The following is a 17,443-nucleotide window of genomic DNA, read 5'->3' as shown; positions in this document are numbered from 1 at the left end:
ATGGAGTTGTAAATAAATGAATGTAAAAAGAATAATTTTATATGTACTGATTGTGATATCGGTTTTGTCGGTTGTTTCCTGCAAGGAAGAGTTTCCTACATTGGAAGATTTTGCCGAATATTCAAAGTATCTGGAAAACGGAGATTTGGAGGGTGTAAAAAGATATTATAAGAGATTCGGCCCCCGATCGGTAGAACAATACGGTCTTGAAGGGTTATTTATGATAAATCCTTTGGAAAGTAGTATAATTCTTCATAAAGATGATATCACAGAATTTTTGTTGCAAAAAGGCGCTAATCCTAATGCTTTGTCACCTTATAGTGGTGATTCAATCCTTTTTACAGCAATAATTGAAGAAAATATAAATGCTATTAAATTATTGTTAAAATATAATATAAATCTTGAAGTCTTTACAAATAAGGGAAAAGCAACTCCTTTGTCGTGTGCAGCAATGTCAGGAAATGTAGAGGTACTTGATATGATATATAAAAAAACAAAAGATATAAATATAAGGAATGAAGATAATTCAACGGCTTTGTTCGGCGCAATTATAATGGGGCATTTTGATTGTGTAAAGTTCTTGGTTAACCGTAAAATAGATGTAAACGCTATAGATTCCATAGGATGCAGCGCTCTTATGTATGCGGTAAATAACGGTAGAATAGATATTTGTGAATATTTAATAGAACACGGAGCGGATATAAGTATTGTTGACAATGAAGGATATACTGCAAAATGGATTGCCGATGAGTTGAAATTACAAATCAAAGGGCTGACATATTAAATAATTTTATAGGTATTAAGTGCGGTGTATATACAAAAATTGTACGTTGACATTTTTTATGTATAGAGAGTACAATGAATCTCATGCATACAAAACGGTTATACGGCATACGCGGGGCGGTGTGTACGGAAAACAATCCGGATGAGCTTCGGCACGCTGTGTGTGCTTTAATTCGCGAAATTTTTGAAAAAAATGCTATAGAAGAAGAAGAAGATATTGTATCGCTTCAATTTACGCTTACACAAGATTTGGACTGTTTGAACCCGGCAGCCGCTTTGCGCCAAGACGGTTTGTGTACGCATACGGCTCTTTTTTGTTCGGCCGAGCCGCAAATAAGCGGTTCTATGCCTAAAACGATACGTGTGCTCATTACCGCTTATTGCAGCGGCAAACCCGTTCATGTATATGCGGGCGAAGCGCAAAAACTGCGGCCGGACTTGGCAAAAACGGGAAGCGGCCGGCAATAAAAATGAACGAACAAAAAACGATTTGGCTTGTAAGCCGCGAATATGCGGGTATTGCCGAAGCCGGCGGCGTTAAAAATGTCGTAAGGGCTTTAGCCGAGCAGCTGTATCAAAATAACTTTAACGTTTGCGTATTTATTCCTCTATACGGCTGCACCGCGGTGCAAAAAATACGCGATTTTAAAATCCGTGAACATGCCGCCCGTATAAAAGCCGAAAACCGCGAATACACGCTCCATTTTGCCGAAGGGCTTTTTCACCATATTTCCTTTGTTTTTATTATTCACTCGCTTTTTACGGAAAAAAGTGGCGTTTATACCTATACGGAAGCCGAAGAACGTTTAAATCACCGTCATATGCAGGGAAAAGGCCATGAAGATGCGCTTTTACTGAACGTCTTGTTTCAAAAAGGAGTTCTCGAATACGGGCGTTTGTGTGCCGCAAAGGATATAAAGCGCAACTCAATCCCCGATATAATTCACTGTCATGATGCCGCCGCCGCCCTTATTCCGTTTATAGCCCGTAATGATGCCTTATATGATAACACATATAATACGACCCGTTTTGTTTTGACAATTCACAATGCGGGCAATGCCTATCGGCACGAAATAGACAAGGACAGGGCGGCTTTGTTTTTGCAGTTGCCGGAACATCTTTTTGACGGCTGCGTGATTTCAGGGTGCTGCGAACCCTATCTTCTTGCCGAGCCGTATGCCGAGCTTACAACGGTATCGCCTTGGTATGCAAAAGAACTGACGGATCCCCGCGATGCCAATTCCGGGGGGCTTTCGGCGGTTTTTGCACGGCGCAACACCCGGATTACGGGCATCACAAACGGCATAGAATACGATACATACAATCCTGCAAACATAAGCGTTTCAATGCTTCCGCACACATTCAATCCTTCGGCCGGCGACTTTACCGGTAAATATAGATGCCGTAAAGAATTTATCGAGTATTATTCGAATCCGTTTCATAAAAAAAATCGCCCGGAATTAAAACAATACGGTTTTCTTTTGCCGCCCGATACAATGCCGATACCGGATTCGACAATGCCGGATACAAACGGCCTACATAAAACGGTATTTTTTTCGTATCACGGACGGATGGTTCATCAAAAGGGAACGAATATTTTAGCCGACGCGGCAAAAATCGTATTAAAAAACTGTGATTACGTGCGATTTATCGTAACGGGGCAGGGAAACACCGAATTGGAAAAACAGCAAGAAGCTTTGGCAGACCAATTCCCCGGTAAATACCTGTATCTTCGCGGCTACGAACGTTCGGCAGCCCGATTATGCGTTGCGGTAGCCGATTTTATAGTACTGCCCAGTATTTTCGAACCCTGCGGTTTGGAAGATTTTATTGCACAACTGTACGGTACCATACCGATTGCCCATGCATGCGGCGGTTTGCAAAAAATAGTAGACGGTAAAACGGGTTTTTTATATGCCGACAATACGCCGGATACGCTTGCGCGGATTTTATCGGCATTGGCCGCCAAAAAACAAAAAAATCCCGATTTTTTTACCGCCCTCGCCGCTAAAGCCGCACAATACGTACAAAACGAATATTCATGGAAAAAAATCATAAGTACTGCATATATTCCGCTCTATGAAAATGTGTGTAAAAATGTTTAAAAATACAATTTACCCCTTTTCACTATTGACCTTTTTTTCATCTTAGTGTAGATTGTTACACGTTCGTTACCGCCAACTTAGCTCAGCTGGCCAGAGCACGTGATTTGTAATCTCGGGGTCCAGGGTTCGAATCCCTGAGTTGGCTTGCTGTGAACTGAGAATATACGGGGAGGTTCCCGAGCGGTCAAAGGGGGCAGACTGTAAATCTGTTGGCTCCGCCTTCGAAGGTTCGAATCCTTCTCTCCCCAAAGGCTATTTCATTGTAAACCAGTGGAATAGCCTTTTTTTTATTGTGATCGATTTATGTACCGATTATGTAGTGATATGGCCGATACCTTTTATTCGCAGGGTTTACATTTTTCCTGTACTCGTTGTTCGCATTGCTGCCGAGCGGAGCCGGGATTCGTATATCTTTCCCAAAGCGATTTGACAAATCTTTGCAAATGGTTTAATTTGAAAGCGGCGGAATTTATACGTTTATACTGCCGTTTTGTATATAATGCGGAGGGCAAAAAGGTGCTTTCGTTGCGGGAAAAACCCGGTTATGACTGTATTTTATGGAATAACGGCTGTACGGCATACGGTGCAAGACCCATTCAGTGTTCCACCTATCCGTTTTGGTCTTTTATTTTACAAAACCGGCATACATGGGAATCCGAAGCGGCGGCTTGCCCCGGCATAAATCGAGGCAAGCTGTACAGTGCCGAAGAAATCGAACATTTGCACGAAAAATACGAAAAAAACAATCCGCTGACATATACGGAAATAAACCGTATCTTAAATACGGACGGGACGGAAATATGAAAATACGTTTTTGGGGCGTACGAGGCTCTATTTCAACCCCTATAACCGCAGCTCAAATACAATCGAAAATAGTTGCCGTTGTATCCAGAATTTCGGTACGCGATTTGGAATCGGAAAACGCACGCCAAAACTTTATTGCAAACCTGCCCGAATATTTATACGGAACTATCGGCGGCAATACCGCATGTTTGGAAATCACAAACGAAAACCGCGATCATATTATTTTAGATGCGGGAACCGGCATCCGTATGTGCGGCAAGCAATATACAAAAAATCAAAATGAGGTTTTTCATCTTTTATTTTCGCATTTTCACTGGGACCATATTCAAGGTTTGCCCTTTTTCGATCCGGCATATAAACCCGATACGGTTTTGAATATTTATTCGAATTATCCGAACATGCGCCGTTTTTTAAAAGAACAAATGCAGCCGCCGTTTTTTCCCGTTCCCATCGAGTCTTTAACAAAACAAATTATCTGGCACGATATTAAAGATTCCGTGCCCTTTACCATCGGCGGCATGCAAATTATGACAAAAGCGATGTTCCATCCCGGAGGCTCCCATTCGTATTTGTTTATTGAAAACGGCAAACGCTTTATCTACGCAACCGATGTGGAACTCAGACAAATCGATTTTGATCGTACCGAAGAAAATATCGCCTTTTTTGAAAATACCGATGTTTTGGTATTGGATGCCCAGTACACAGTCGAAGAAACGGCACAAAAAGAAGGGTGGGGGCACTCGGCTTTTTGTTATGCCATCGATTTTGCCGTTTTTTGGCATATAAAACACTTATATTTATTTCATCACGAACCCATGTACGATGATAAAAAAGTACACACAATATTAAAATCCGCACAATGGTATTCCGATTATGTGTGCGGCGGAAAAGTGACGGTTCATTTGGCAATAGAGGGACAGGAAATCCATTTATGAAAACCGGAACCGGCGAATACCGTTTTTCCTTGCATGAAATAAAGCAGCTTGCTTTATTTTTTCGCAAACACGAAGACAGTCTTCCGGAAGAATTGCAGAATTTTTTTTCTTTTCTCGAATCCTGCATTTATAATTCCATGACGATTGAAGAAGCGGAAAGGTTTTTTAATGAAGATTTTAATGAAAAATAAAAAGAAAAATAAAAAATACACGGTTTTATGTGCAATCCTGCTTTTGATTTGTATTCCGGCGGCGGCCTATGCCTTGTACGCCTATCATGCCTTTGTGCCCCTGTTAGCCGCTTCAGACAAAAGTACCGATTCGAACAAAAGTGACGCTTCGGATACGGGTACCGAAACAGACGAATACCGCATGATTGTTGCAAGCGGAGCGACATTGCGTACGGTCGCGCGCGATTTAAAAGCACAGGGTATAATCCGTTCGGCCGATTTTTTTTACCTGTACGGACGGTTTAAACGGATATTTTTAAAAGCGGGTATCTATAAAATAAACGGAGGTATGTCCGTTTCCGAAATATGCGCGCTTTTGCAATCCGGGCGTCAAGAATACATCAGCGTAGCCCTGGCCGAAGGTCTTACCCTGCGAAAAATCGCCGAAATTCTTGAAAAAAACGGCGTTACATCCGCACAGGATTTTATACAAGCCGCACACAAAACCGATTTGCTTAACGAATTCGGCATTCCGGCAGCTTCTTTCGAAGGCTATCTTTTTCCCGACACGTATAATTTCGATTACGGAATGAACGCGGAAAAAGTAGTACGGCTTTTGGCAAACAATTTTTTCACAAAAATACGCAGCTTAAGCGAGCTGAACGATAAAAACAATCAAACGGCACAGGATTTACATAATATCGTTATTTTAGCTTCGATTATCGAGCGCGAATACCGTATTCCGGAAGAAGCGCCCCTGATTGCAAGCGTTTTTGTAAACAGACTGAAAAAAAATATCGGTTTATATTCTTGCGCGACCCTTGTCTATATTTTAACGGAAATTGAAGGCAGAGAACATCCGGAACTAATCAAAATAGAGGATACGAAAATCGACAACCCCTATAATACATATAAGTGGGCGGGCTTACCGCCCGGTCCCATTTCAAATCCGGGCTTAACCGCTTTGAAGGCCGCCGCCGCACCGCCTAAAACAAGCTATTATTACTTTAGGCTTACCGACAGCACAAAAGGAAGCCATATTTTTACCGAAAATTTCGACAGCCATAAAGAAGCTGCCCCCATACCTACAAAACGGACGGCACAATAGCCTATGGCGAAATTTTCACCGCACACTATAGATGAAATAAACGCACGCACCGATATGATTGCCCTTGTCGGCGAATATACAAGGCTGGAAAGACGCGGAGAAGAGTGGTGGGGCTGCTGTCCCTTTCACAACGAAAAAACGCCCTCATTTCATGTAAATGCCGAGCGTAAAATGTACCACTGTTTCGGATGCGGTGTCGGCGGCGGCCTCATAAACTTTTATATGGAAATGGAAAAAGTCAATTTTTCCGAAGCGGTTTTATTTTTGGCAAAAAAATGCGGTGCCGAAGTTATCTTCGAGGACGGCAATATAAACATCGAGCAGGATTTAAAAAATTCAAAAGACCGATACATAGACTTATACGAGCGGGTAAGCGGAACTTATCACTTTTTTTTAACGTCCGCCGATATGGGAAAACCGGTTTTGGAGTATCTTAAACGGCGCGGCATTTCCGATAAAAGCATTGAAGAGTTTCAACTCGGTTTTTCACCCGCCGACCGTTATTGGCTTAAAAATTTTTTAAAGTCAAAAAATTACAGCGACGAATTTCTAAGTGAATCGGGCTTATTTTCAAAAAAATATCCGGACATATCCTTTTTTTCAAACCGTCTTATGTTCCCCATTCAAAACAGACAGGGCAGGGTAGTAGCTTTCGGCGCACGGCTTTTATCCGGTGAAGGACCGAAATATATCAATTCCGGCGAACTCATACAATATAAAAAGGGCGAAACACTCTACGCTTTTTATGCGGCAAAACAGCACATACGCTCTTCGAAAACGGTTATTTTATGTGAAGGATATATGGATGTAATCGCGTATCATCAAGCCGGCATAAAAAATGCGGTTGCGCCTTTGGGAACGGCTTTGACCGAAGAACAAGTGCACATACTGCGTTCCTTTGCCGACACTTTTTATCTTTCCTTCGATTCCGATGCGGCAGGCAAAAAGGCCACATATAAGGCCGTTTTATTGTGCAGAAAAAACAATATATCGGTAAAAATTATTGTGCTCAATGAAGGCAAAGATCCGGCGGAAATTTTATTAAAGTCGGGAGCCGAAACGTTGACAAATTTTGTTAAAAATGCTATATTAGATGGTGATTTTTTATTATCCGATCTGATGCGCCAATATCCGGCACATACGCCCGAAGGTAAAACAAAAATATGTTTAGCCTATTTTCCGTATTTGGACGCTCTGCAATCGGACATACATAGAGAATCGTGTTTTGAACAATTATGTCAGGCATTGCAGTTAAAACCTGAAGCGGTAAGAGCCGATTATGTAAACCGTGAATCTGCACGCACAAGACTGGAGGTTAGGGAACCGGATACAGTACAGCGTTCAAATAGAGGTTTTAAACCTAACGCCGAAATGCGCTCTGTTCTTGCTGTTATTGCCAATCCCGATTATTTCAGTATAATGCGTTCCTCTCTTACTGCCGATGATTTTGATGATGCAATAGCACGGGATATGTTCGTTACATTGGAAGAGTGTTTTAGAGAAGATGCGGTCAGTTCCGACAGTATATTGCAGCGCTGCAGCGGTGAAATACGTACTATGATAGCCAAAGCGGTTACATCCGGGGAATTCACCCTTAATTCCCGCCAAGCAGTCGATGACAGTATACGTTTGATTCGCAAAAACAGTTTAAAACGCAAACGCGATCGTATTGTGAACAGAATTCGTTACTTAAATGACGGTTCTCCGGAAACGATGCGGGAACTCAACACTCTTTTAACGGAAAAAATGAACATAGATGAAGAATTAAATAATTTAAAGGGTACTTATTGATGATGGATCAAGATCAAGATCAGGAACTGGATCCTGCCGTCGTAAAACTTATTGAGCACGGAAAAGCAAAACAAATAATCACATGGGAAGACGTAAATGAATTCCTTCCGCAGGAAATAATTATCTCCGATCGTATGGAAGAAATTCTGATACTGCTGGAAAAAAATAATATACAGCTTGTAGAAGAGGACCCTTCCGAAGAAGACGACCCCGATGACCTTATTGAAGAAGAAACCATTACCGATGAAATTAAAATCGATGAAAGCAGACGAAAGCATTTGGTTAACAATGAAAAAGATTCGGGAAGCGACGATCCTATACGCCTGTATTTGCGCGAAATAGGAAAAGAACATTTATTGACTGCCGAACAGGAAGTACAGCTTTCAAAAAAAATGGAAGACGGCGAAAATATTATAAAAAATGTCATAAAGAATTCGGGCATGATGATACCCGAATTTTATTTTGTCGCCCAAAAAGCGTATACGCGCATCGACATTCATGAAAGCGGCAGACCCCGTAAAGAAATCAACGAAGAAATGGCCGAAAAAAGACGTTTGCGGACCGCATACGGTGAACATCTAAAACCCATTTTATCCGAAATGCGTCAATATGTTGCCTTAAAAAAACAGCTTTATGAAGCCGACCCCACAAAAAATATTTTTGACGACGACGAATTGGTGCGTTTGCGTAAAAATATTTTGCCGCTTTTGCAAAACATCGACATTCAATCGGAAGAAATCGAACGGTTTTCGGCGCGCTTTATGGACGCTACATTCCGTATTCAAGATTACCGGCATCGCCAAGAAAAAAAAGCAAAGGATTTACGGATCAGCGACTACGGTCAACTGCGTACGCTCGGAAAAAAGGTTGCCATAAAATCCGAACGTGCAAAACTTGAAGAAGAATTAGGTATGAGCGCCGATGAAATCCGCGACGTATACACACAAATTCAAAAAATCGACCGTAAGCTTCGCCGCCTTGAATGCGAATTCGAAAACAATGTGCAGGACATTATGAGTATGGCCCAAGAAATCAATGCCGGCCGTAAAATGATGGAAGAAGCGAAAAACCGTCTGATAAACGCCAACCTGCGCTTAGTCGTATCTATTGCAAAAAAATACACAAACCGCGGTTTGCAGCTGTTCGATTTGATACAGGAAGGAAACATCGGTCTTATTAAAGCGGTAGAAAAATTCGAATACCGCAAGGGGTATAAGTTTTCGACTTACGCAACCTGGTGGATACGTCAAGCTATAACGCGCAGCATATCGGATCAAGCGCGTACAATCCGCGTTCCCGTCCATATGATAGAGCAAATCAATAAGGTGGTGCGTGAATCGCGGCAGCTTATGCAGCGTTTGGGACGCGAACCGAGCGATGAAGAAATTGCAAACCAATTGGGCTGGCCCGTTTCCCGCGTTAAACAAGTGAAAAACGTTGCGCGCGAACCTATTTCGCTCGAAACGCCCATCGGAGAAGAAGAAGATTCGCTTTTGCGCGACTTTATAGAAGACAAAGAAGTCGAAAATCCGGCGACAAAAACCGCTTACACGCTTTTACAAGAACAAGTTCAAGGGGTTTTGTCCACATTGCCGCCGCGGGAACAGGAAGTTCTTAAAATGCGCTTCGGTTTGGATGACGGTTATTCGCTCACCTTGGAAGAAGTGGGTCTTTATTTTAACGTTACCAGAGAACGCATACGCCAAATAGAAGCAAAAGCGCTCCGGCGGCTTCGGCATCCGCGCCGTTCCAGCGGTTTGCGCGATTATATAGACATTTAGCCGATAATAGTATATAAAATAAGAAGAGGTATATAAAACAGATGACGGAAATTTTCGAAAAGCTCAGAAATTTACAGGATATTTTAGCGGAAAAATATGCCATTCAGCATGAAATTGAAGAAGCGCCTAAAAAACTTTTTTCGCAGGATGAATTGCTTGCACGTTTAAAAAAAGAATTCATTGAAAAAAATGCCGGCTATGAAGAGCTTCGCAAAAAAGTTGTACAGTTAAAAACCGAATTGGCGGAAGCCGAAGCCGCACGTGAAAAAGGCGAAAAGGGTATGGATACCATAACATCGCACCGTGAGTATGAAATTCTTGAAAAAGAAATTCACGATGCCGCCGAAGCCGAGCAAAACATCCGCAGAGAATTGCAAAAACACGAAAAACTCCTTTCCGAGCAAAATGAAAAACTCAAACAGGACGAAAAATTAATTGAAGTACAAGAAAGCGAATTGAATGCCGGAAAAGCCTCTTTGAATAAAGAAACCGCCGGCATGCAAAAAAAACTCGATAAATTGGCAAAACAAGAAGAAAAAATTATTCCGGGCATAGACCCTGAAATTATTTTTAAATTTCAACGTATAATAAAAAGTAAAGAAACCGGTATTGTTGCCGTAAAAGGAAACGTGTGCGACGGCTGCCACATGATTTTACCGGCACAATTTGCCAACCAAGTACGGAACGGAGATGATATTAATTTTTGTCCGTATTGCAGCCGCATTTTATATTATCAGGAAGCTGAAGACGGTGAAAACGACTACTTCCACCTTGATGATACGGGAAGCCTGACCGATTTTGAAGACGATTTTGACGATGACGACGAAGACGAAGATTCCGACATGGGAGAATCGATGGCGGATCGCGAAACTTTAAAAGAATTGGGCTATGATAACTGATTTTTGAGAAGAGTATGTAACCGCGGGTATAAAACCTGAGGAAAGTCCGGGCTCCTTCGGAAAGGATGCCGGCTAACGGCCGGGGCTTTGTTTTTGCACTGCAAAATGTTTTTGCACTGCAAAAACGGAGTACAGACAGCGCAACAGAAAATAAACCGCCTGCGAAAGCAGGTAAGGGTGAAAAGGCGGGGTAAAAGCCCACCGGATATACGGTAACGTATATCGCATTGCAAGCCTCATCCGGAGCAAGGCCAAGCGGTAACTGATTGTTCCGAATCTATAGTTACAGGTAGGCCGCAAAAAATGCAGGGTAATCTGCATTGCAGATAGATGGTTACGGCGCATCCGTATAGGAGGCGTTTACAGAATCCGGCTTATACTCTTCTTTTTTTTGGGTGCTTAAAACCGAAATTTCGGAAACAAACCCTAAAATAAAATAACGGGTGCGGGGGATGAAAAACAGATACGATACGCGGACTGCAACAGTAAAAAGAAAAATCAAACTTCCCCGTGTTGCAGTTATATTGACTGCCCTTGTTTTATTCGGCTTTGCCGTTTTTTTCGTTATACGGTTTATCGCTAAACACGCTTCACAGCCTTCCGCAGCCGCGGAATTGGAAACATTGTGGGCTGCGAAAGACTATGAAAGCATATATACCTTAACCGAAACGCTGTTGCACGATGTTCCGTTTCAAAATCTCGCCCTTACTTATCGAGGTTATGCCGCCTTTTTTTTAGCCCTGGCTCAAACGGATCCGCAGCAAGCGCAATCATATATGGATACGGCCGTCAATTCTCTTCGGCTTTCCCTTATAAGTGCAAAAAAGAATTTAAAACCGCAAATCGAATACATGCTCGGCAAAACATATTTTCATAAAAATATTCTTTCCGCTTATCATTATTACGCGGACTTGGCCGTACACTATTTGACAGAAGCACTCGCTTCGGGGTACACTGCAGATGATATATATGAGTATTTGGGATTAAGTTATGCGGATTTGGGCATGACAAACGAAAGTATCGCGGCTTTTACCGAAGCTTTATCGGTAAACAGCTCGGAAACCCTACTTTTAGCGATTGCCCGGCAATATTATAAAAACGGTCAAACCGAAGCGGCAAAACCTTATTTATACCGTATAAAAAACATGAGTACCGATGAGGTATTTATCCTTACCTGCGCTCAACTTTTAGGCGATATTTATATCAGTGAAAACAATTTCGCGGATGCAAAAGCGGAATTTGAAATGATTTTGAAAAAGGATCCGAATGCGGCAGATGCGTATTACGGGTTAGGGCTTATATACGAACAAGAAGGTGATTTAATAAAAGCCCGTGCCCATTGGCGAAAAGCCTTAAAAGCGCAAGTAAACCATCCGGGAGCCTTGCATAAAATAGATTCAAAAAAATAACGGAGGAATAATGGCTTTCTTTGACAGATTTACAACATATATCGGAATGGACTTGGGTACCTGCAATACGTTAATCTATGTTCCCGGTAAAAACATCGTAATCAACGAACCTTCCGTTGTGGCCGTCGAACGCGGAACAAAGCGCATTGTCGCAGTCGGGGCGGAAGCAAAACGCATGCTGTGGAAAACTCCCGGCGATATTACCGCGATACGGCCGCTTGCGGACGGCGTTATAGCGGATATGGACAGCACCGAAAAGATGATTCGCTATTTTGTATCAAAAACGATTCCCAAACACCAGCTTATAAAGTCGATTAAAATGAAAATCGGTATTCCTACCTGTATTACCGAAGTCGAAAGCAGAGCGGTAGTGGAAGCTGCCATGAAAGCCGGTGCAAAAGAAGTAAGTATTATCGAAGAATCGCGGGCGGCGGCCATCGGCGCCGGCATTCCGATACATGAGCCGGCAGGACATATGGTATGCGATATCGGCGGCGGCACTACCGAAGTATCGGTTATTTCGCTTAACGGTATGGTCGTTTCAAATGCCATACGCATAGGCGGCGACGAATTTGATGAGGCCATTATTAAACATGTACGCAGCGTCCACAGTTTGGTTATCGGTCAACAAACCGCCGAACGTTTAAAAATCGAAATAGGAAACGCATCGCCGGAAAAAAATATCGAAAAAATGGAAATAAAGGGTACGGACGCCATTACCGGTTTGCCGCGCCGCTTGGAAATCGATTCGATTGAAGTGCGTGAAGCATTAAAAGACCCGACCAACCAAATTGTCGAAGAAATTAAATTAACACTGGGAAAAACGCCGCCCGAACTTGCCGCAGATATTGTCGAACGCGGTATCGTTATGACCGGAGGGGGATCGCTTTTAAAGGGCCTTCCCAAATTGATTTCGAAAGAAACGGGCGTTCCGGTTATCTTAGTGGATCACCCGCTTGAGTGTGTTGCCATAGGAGCAGGCCGTTCGTTTGAAATCTTCAGAGATATGTCAACCGACCGAAGTATTTACGACAGTTTAAACTCGTAAACGCAAACGACGTATGGGCGCGCATAAACTTGCTTACAGTTCCAAATTTTCTCTTATCATACTTGCGATACTGCTTATCGTATCAGCCCTTATTTTAGGCCTATCTACCGGTAACTTTGTTATCAATTTTAAACAAACGGGGTTTTCGGTTATTTCAACCGCTCAAAGAGGGGTTAACTCCGTCGTTACCGGCTTTAAAGACATATCAAACGCTATACGCGAATTATCGAATTTAAAAAAGGAATACGAACAGCTTACCGAAAAACTGAAAAACTATGAATATATGCAGCGTTCAAATGCCGAAATAAAAAAAGAAAACGAACGTTTAAGCGCGCTGTTACATTTTTCCCAACGATATGAATACAAAAACCTTCCGGCACGTATTATCGGACGCGATTCGGACAATTTATATTCGGCTATCGTTGTAAATAAGGGAAGCAAAGACGGAATAAAGAAAAATATGCCCGTTATTGCGGTACAAAAGGGCAGCGTCGGCTTAGTCGGAAAGATTGTAACGGTAGGTCCCTATACCAGTATGATTATGCCCATATATGATTTTCAGTGCAGCGTATCGGCGCGTATTCAGCATACACGCGATTTGGGACTTATAAGCGGAACCGGTTCCCCCGATACGCCCCTTAAAATGGATTATATAAAAAAACGTGTATTGGATCAATTACAATTCGGCGACATTATAGTTACCTCCGGAGAAAACGGTAACTATATACGCGAAATCCCCATCGGAACCGTAAATTCGGTCGCAACCGTCGATTACGATACGTCATTGGCGATTTCGGTTATACCGATTGTGGATTTTTCGCGCTTGGAAGAAGTTATTGTGGTAGATACGACACAAAAAAATACGCTTGAAACGGGAGCGCTTCAATGAAACGGGTTTTGATTTTTTTTGCATTGATTATCTTCGTTTTATTGATTCAAACGGCCGTACTTTCAAATTGGTATGCTTTACCGGTTGTTCCCGACATACTCTTACTTGTCGTATTATATATAGGTTTTCATAACGGAAGTTTAACCGGAGAAGTATCGGGTTTTTTTTCCGGTCTTGTATTGGATTTTCTCAGTGCAGCCCCTCTCGGACTTAATGCACTGGTGCGCACGCTTATCGGTTTTTTAAGCGGCTTATTCTATAACAACTTTGAAACAAGCGGTATTATAATACCTGCCGTACTCGGTTTTACCGCCACCGCGGCTAAGGCAATCTTGATACGATTTGTATCGTTTTTTTATCCGGGAAGCATTTTAACGTATTCGCTTTTTTCTTCCGTTCTATGGTATGAATGTGTTTTCAGCGCACTGTGCGCCCCCGTGGTATTTTGGTTTTTATCTTTTTTTAAGATTTTGGCTAAAGATTTTCCGACGGAGAAAATACAATAATGCAGTCCCCAAACCGTTCGTTTGATCTTAAAAATCGGTCGGGCAGCGCAAAAGAAAAAACTCATGTCAGCACAGTGTTTGCCCTGCTCATTATTCTCACCTTTACCGTATATATCTTAAAACTCTTTTCAATGCAAATTATTGAAGGCAAACAATACCGCAAACAATCGCATACAATTTCCCAGCGTATACGGATTATTCCGGCTCAGCGGGGTGAGATTTTTGACAGAAACGCAACCTTGCCGATGGTTATCAACAACGATTCTTTTGCCGTTGACCTTACGCTCGGAGAAATCCCGCCGGGTATGCAAGACGGTGTTTGTGCACGGCTTGCCGCGTACTTGGGCATAAAAAAGTCGGAAATAGATGCAAAAACGGCAGGACACAAAAAAAATTCGTACACTGCCATAGAAATCAAATCGAATGTACCTTTTTCCGTTATTTCGAATATAGCGGAAAACAGTTTTGATTTACCGGGCGTAAGCTGGCGGTCAAAACCCATACGCAACTATGTAGAAACAGGTTCCATATCGCACATAGTCGGTTATGTAGGCGATATTACTAAAGAAGAGCTAAAAGAACTGTACAATAAAGGCTATACGAATACCAGCATTATCGGAAAAACGGGAATTGAAAAACAATATGACGACTTGCTGCAGGGAAAATCCGGAATCGAATCCCATACGGTTGACGTAAAAGGGCGGCTCGTATCGGAAAAACCCGTGATAACGGCTCCCATAAGCGGCCGCGATTTGATTTTAACAGTAGACACAAACATACAAACCCTCGCGGAAAAAGCCCTTGGAGAACGGGTAGGGGCAGTCGTTGTTTTAAAACCCGCAAACGGTGAAATTTTGGCAATGGTATCGTATCCGTATTTCGATCCGAATATTTTTAATACGAATAACGCCGCTGCCTACACAAAGCTTGCAAACGATGCATATAAGCCGCTTATTAACCGTGCCGTAAATGCCGAATATCCTCCGGCATCAACCTTCAAAACAATTATGACTGCCGCCTTGCTTGCGGAAGGTACCGTTCCTCCTGAAAAAAAAATCGAGTGTAGAGGCTTGATGGATTACGGAGACCGCAGTTTTCGCTGCCATATCGGTGTTCCCGGACACGGGCATATGGATTTAAAAAATGCCCTTGCCCAATCCTGCAATATTTACTTTTGGACGGCCGGACGCGATTATTTGGGGGTAGAACGCATTTCCGCCTATGCCAAGGAATTCGGCTTAGGTAAAAGTTTGCAAATAGATTTACCGGCTGCAAAAACGGGATTTATACCGAATGCCCAGTGGAAAGAAAGGCGTTATCATGAAAAATGGCTCGGCGGCGATACTATGAGTATGTCTATAGGACAGGGCTTTACGGTTGCAACGCCCCTGCACATTGCAAACGTTATGGCTATGTTTGTAAACGAGGGTGTGATTTATAAGCCGCATTTACTCAAAGAAGTACGCGATCCGGTAAGTTCGGAAATTATAAAAACGGTACGCCCTGAAATATTGCATAAATCGACAATCAACACAGCCGTATGGACAACGATGAAAGAATATTTGCGTTATATGGTTACTAACGGTTCGGCACAAGGCGTCTTAATGAAAAACAAAGCCGTCGATATAGCTGGAAAAACCGGAACGGCGGAAGTAAGCGGATTTGATAAAAGCTGGCATTCATGGTTTGTCGGTTACGGTCCCTACGGAGCCCCCCCCGAAGATGCTGTAGTGGTATGCGTACTTGTAGAAGCTATAAATCCATGGGAATGGTGGGCGCCCTATGCTTCAACGATTATATTCCAGGGAATATTTGCAAACCAAACTTATGACGAAGCGTTGGATACGCTGCGTTTCCGTTATTTGGTAAAACCTTCGGGAAGGCAGGAATAAGATGAAATTCCGTTTTTTTGAAATATTCGACTATGTATTGCTTATCTGCGTATTTTTATTGGTTTTTATCGGCATACTTTTTGTTTATTCTTCCGGAGTAAACTCGGAGCAAATATCGGTATCGAAAGAATATATAAAGCAAATTATTTTTGCCGGTTCCGGCTTGGTTATTATGGTTTTTTTTGCAATTTTCGATTACCGAAAATTGCAGCGTTTTGCACCGCCGGCATTTGCAGTTTTAATTTTTGTACTCATATACACAATAATTTTCGGCCGCTATGTCAACGGCGCCCGCAGTTGGCTCGGTATCGGTAATTTCGGTATTCAGCCTTCCGAATTCGGTAAAATCATTTATATTGTATTTTTTGCCTGGTATTTGGAACGATCGGAAAACACCCTGCCTTTAAAACGCTTTTTGATAAGCATTGCCATATTAGGCCTTCCAGCTCTGTTGATTTTGCTCCAACCCGACATGGGAACTGCAAGCGTGTATTTCCCCATATGCATCGCAATGCTATTTGCAGCCGGCATTCCTGCAGCATATTTATTGTTCATTATACTTACAGGTATTTTAACCATTGTTTTTACGATTTTACCGGTGTGGCAAGAATCCATTTTGCAAAAAAATATCGCTTTTTTAAGTATTTTCAGCGATAACCGCCTGCGTCTTATCGTTATCGCAACTTTTGCAATGATAGGTCTTATAGGCGCATTGGGCTTTTTATTTTATCGAAACAAATACTATTATTTTATTACGTGGTTTTCGGGAAGTTTTACCCTTGCATTCGGTGCATCTATTGTCGGAAACAAGGTGTTAAAGGATTACCAAATAAAACGCCTCATCGTATTTTTGGATCCGTATACCGATCCCCTCGGTTCCGGATGGAATATCATTCAATCGAAAATCGCAATCGGATCGGGCGGTATAACGGGGCAGGGTTTTTTAAAAGGAACGCAAAGCCATTACCGTTTTTTGCCCCAACAAAGTACCGACTTTATTTTCAGCATTTTATCCGAAGAAATAGGTTTTATAGGCAGCTTATTTGTTTTTGTACTTTTTTTAATTATTTTATTGAGAATTATTTTTATTATTCACAATACAAAAAATACTTTCGGCTATTATATCGGCGTCGGTATTCTCATTATGTTCTTTTTTCATTTTGTCGTTAATGTCGGCATGGTAATGGGTATTATGCCCATTACCGGCATTCCGCTTTTATTTTTATCCTACGGCGGTTCATCGCTATGGACTTCTATGTGGGCAATCGGTCTTTTAATGAGCATTCATTACCGCCGGCTGGATTTTTAATAAACCTTGTTTCT

General features: G+C 42.2%; 16 protein-coding genes, 2 tRNA genes and 1 other RNA gene. All 19 read left to right on the top strand.

What is annotated here, in order from left to right:
- The first annotated feature begins 16 nt into the window (after nucleotides 1-16).
- The 19 genes from H0R92_RS00460 to rodA all read left to right on the top strand — a co-directional run bounded on the left by H0R92_RS00460 (nucleotide 17) and on the right by rodA (nucleotide 17,429).
- A complete protein-coding gene (locus H0R92_RS00460; RefSeq protein WP_432960056.1) occupies nucleotides 17-784 on the top strand; it encodes an ankyrin repeat domain-containing protein in 768 nt (255 codons plus the stop codon).
- Between the two features lie 83 nt (nucleotides 785-867).
- Nucleotides 868-1,251 (top strand): chorismate mutase, encoded by a 384-nt coding sequence (aroH, locus tag H0R92_RS00455; RefSeq protein WP_432960054.1) that lies wholly within the window; start codon nucleotides 868-870, stop codon nucleotides 1,249-1,251.
- 2 nt (nucleotides 1,252-1,253) lie between these two features.
- Complete coding sequence (locus H0R92_RS00450; protein ID WP_432960052.1) at nucleotides 1,254-2,888, top strand: glycogen synthase; 1,635 nt, start codon at nucleotides 1,254-1,256, stop codon at nucleotides 2,886-2,888.
- 71 nt (nucleotides 2,889-2,959) lie between these two features.
- Nucleotides 2,960-3,033: transfer RNA gene (locus tag H0R92_RS00445), tRNA-Thr, on the top strand.
- Between the two features lie 21 nt (nucleotides 3,034-3,054).
- Nucleotides 3,055-3,136: transfer RNA gene (locus H0R92_RS00440), tRNA-Tyr, on the top strand.
- 76 nt (nucleotides 3,137-3,212) lie between these two features.
- Nucleotides 3,213-3,692 (top strand): YkgJ family cysteine cluster protein, encoded by a 480-nt coding sequence (locus H0R92_RS00435; RefSeq protein ID WP_432961165.1) that lies wholly within the window; start codon nucleotides 3,213-3,215, stop codon nucleotides 3,690-3,692.
- Nucleotides 3,689-4,627, top strand: coding sequence for an MBL fold metallo-hydrolase (locus H0R92_RS00430; RefSeq protein WP_432960050.1), 939 nt, complete (start codon nucleotides 3,689-3,691; stop codon nucleotides 4,625-4,627). The genes H0R92_RS00435 and H0R92_RS00430 overlap by 4 nt, the downstream gene beginning before the upstream one ends.
- Nucleotides 4,624-4,818 (top strand): hypothetical protein, encoded by a 195-nt coding sequence (locus H0R92_RS00425; protein ID WP_432960048.1) that lies wholly within the window; start codon nucleotides 4,624-4,626, stop codon nucleotides 4,816-4,818. The genes H0R92_RS00430 and H0R92_RS00425 overlap by 4 nt, the downstream gene beginning before the upstream one ends.
- Entirely contained in the window at nucleotides 4,808-5,905 is a 1,098-nt protein-coding gene (gene mltG, locus H0R92_RS00420; RefSeq protein WP_432960046.1) for an endolytic transglycosylase MltG, read from the top strand. Before H0R92_RS00425 ends, mltG begins: the two co-directional genes overlap by 11 nt.
- A gap of 3 nt (nucleotides 5,906-5,908) precedes the next feature.
- On the top strand, nucleotides 5,909-7,696 hold the full coding sequence (dnaG, locus tag H0R92_RS00415; protein WP_432960044.1) for a DNA primase: 1,788 nt from the start codon (nucleotides 5,909-5,911) through the stop codon (nucleotides 7,694-7,696).
- Nucleotides 7,696-9,477, top strand: coding sequence for an RNA polymerase sigma factor RpoD (gene rpoD, locus H0R92_RS00410; RefSeq protein ID WP_432960043.1), 1,782 nt, complete (start codon nucleotides 7,696-7,698; stop codon nucleotides 9,475-9,477). The genes dnaG and rpoD overlap by 1 nt, the downstream gene beginning before the upstream one ends.
- A 41-nt stretch (nucleotides 9,478-9,518) precedes the next feature.
- Nucleotides 9,519-10,376 (top strand): zinc ribbon domain-containing protein, encoded by an 858-nt coding sequence (locus tag H0R92_RS00405; protein ID WP_432960041.1) that lies wholly within the window; start codon nucleotides 9,519-9,521, stop codon nucleotides 10,374-10,376.
- A 4-nt stretch (nucleotides 10,377-10,380) separates the two neighbouring features.
- Nucleotides 10,381-10,768, top strand: an RNA gene (gene rnpB, locus H0R92_RS00400) — RNase P RNA component class A.
- A gap of 60 nt (nucleotides 10,769-10,828) precedes the next feature.
- Nucleotides 10,829-11,785 carry a tetratricopeptide repeat protein gene (locus H0R92_RS00395; protein WP_432960039.1) on the top strand — a complete coding sequence of 319 codons (957 nt, stop codon included), beginning with the start codon at nucleotides 10,829-10,831 and terminating at the stop codon, nucleotides 11,783-11,785.
- A gap of 10 nt (nucleotides 11,786-11,795) precedes the next feature.
- Nucleotides 11,796-12,833 (top strand): rod shape-determining protein, encoded by a 1,038-nt coding sequence (locus H0R92_RS00390; RefSeq protein ID WP_432960037.1) that lies wholly within the window; start codon nucleotides 11,796-11,798, stop codon nucleotides 12,831-12,833.
- A gap of 13 nt (nucleotides 12,834-12,846) precedes the next feature.
- Nucleotides 12,847-13,722, top strand: a complete 876-nt coding sequence (mreC, locus tag H0R92_RS00385; protein WP_432960035.1) for a rod shape-determining protein MreC — start codon at nucleotides 12,847-12,849, stop codon at nucleotides 13,720-13,722.
- Entirely contained in the window at nucleotides 13,719-14,228 is a 510-nt protein-coding gene (gene mreD / locus H0R92_RS00380) for a rod shape-determining protein MreD (protein ID WP_432960033.1), read from the top strand. Before mreC ends, mreD begins: the two co-directional genes overlap by 4 nt.
- Nucleotides 14,228-16,120, top strand: coding sequence for a penicillin-binding protein 2 (gene mrdA / locus H0R92_RS00375; RefSeq protein ID WP_432960032.1), 1,893 nt, complete (start codon nucleotides 14,228-14,230; stop codon nucleotides 16,118-16,120). Before mreD ends, mrdA begins: the two co-directional genes overlap by 1 nt.
- Nucleotide 16,121: 1 nt before the next feature.
- Nucleotides 16,122-17,429, top strand: a complete 1,308-nt coding sequence (rodA, locus tag H0R92_RS00370; RefSeq protein ID WP_432960030.1) for a rod shape-determining protein RodA — start codon at nucleotides 16,122-16,124, stop codon at nucleotides 17,427-17,429.
- Nucleotides 17,430-17,443 lie beyond the last annotated feature (14 nt).

It is taken from the genome of Treponema sp. OMZ 840 (assembly GCF_050937815.1).
Classification (GTDB): domain Bacteria; phylum Spirochaetota; class Spirochaetia; order Treponematales; family Treponemataceae; genus Treponema_C.
The sequence above is the reverse complement of the archived record's forward strand: the minus strand, read 5'-3'. Positions and strand labels throughout refer to the sequence as shown.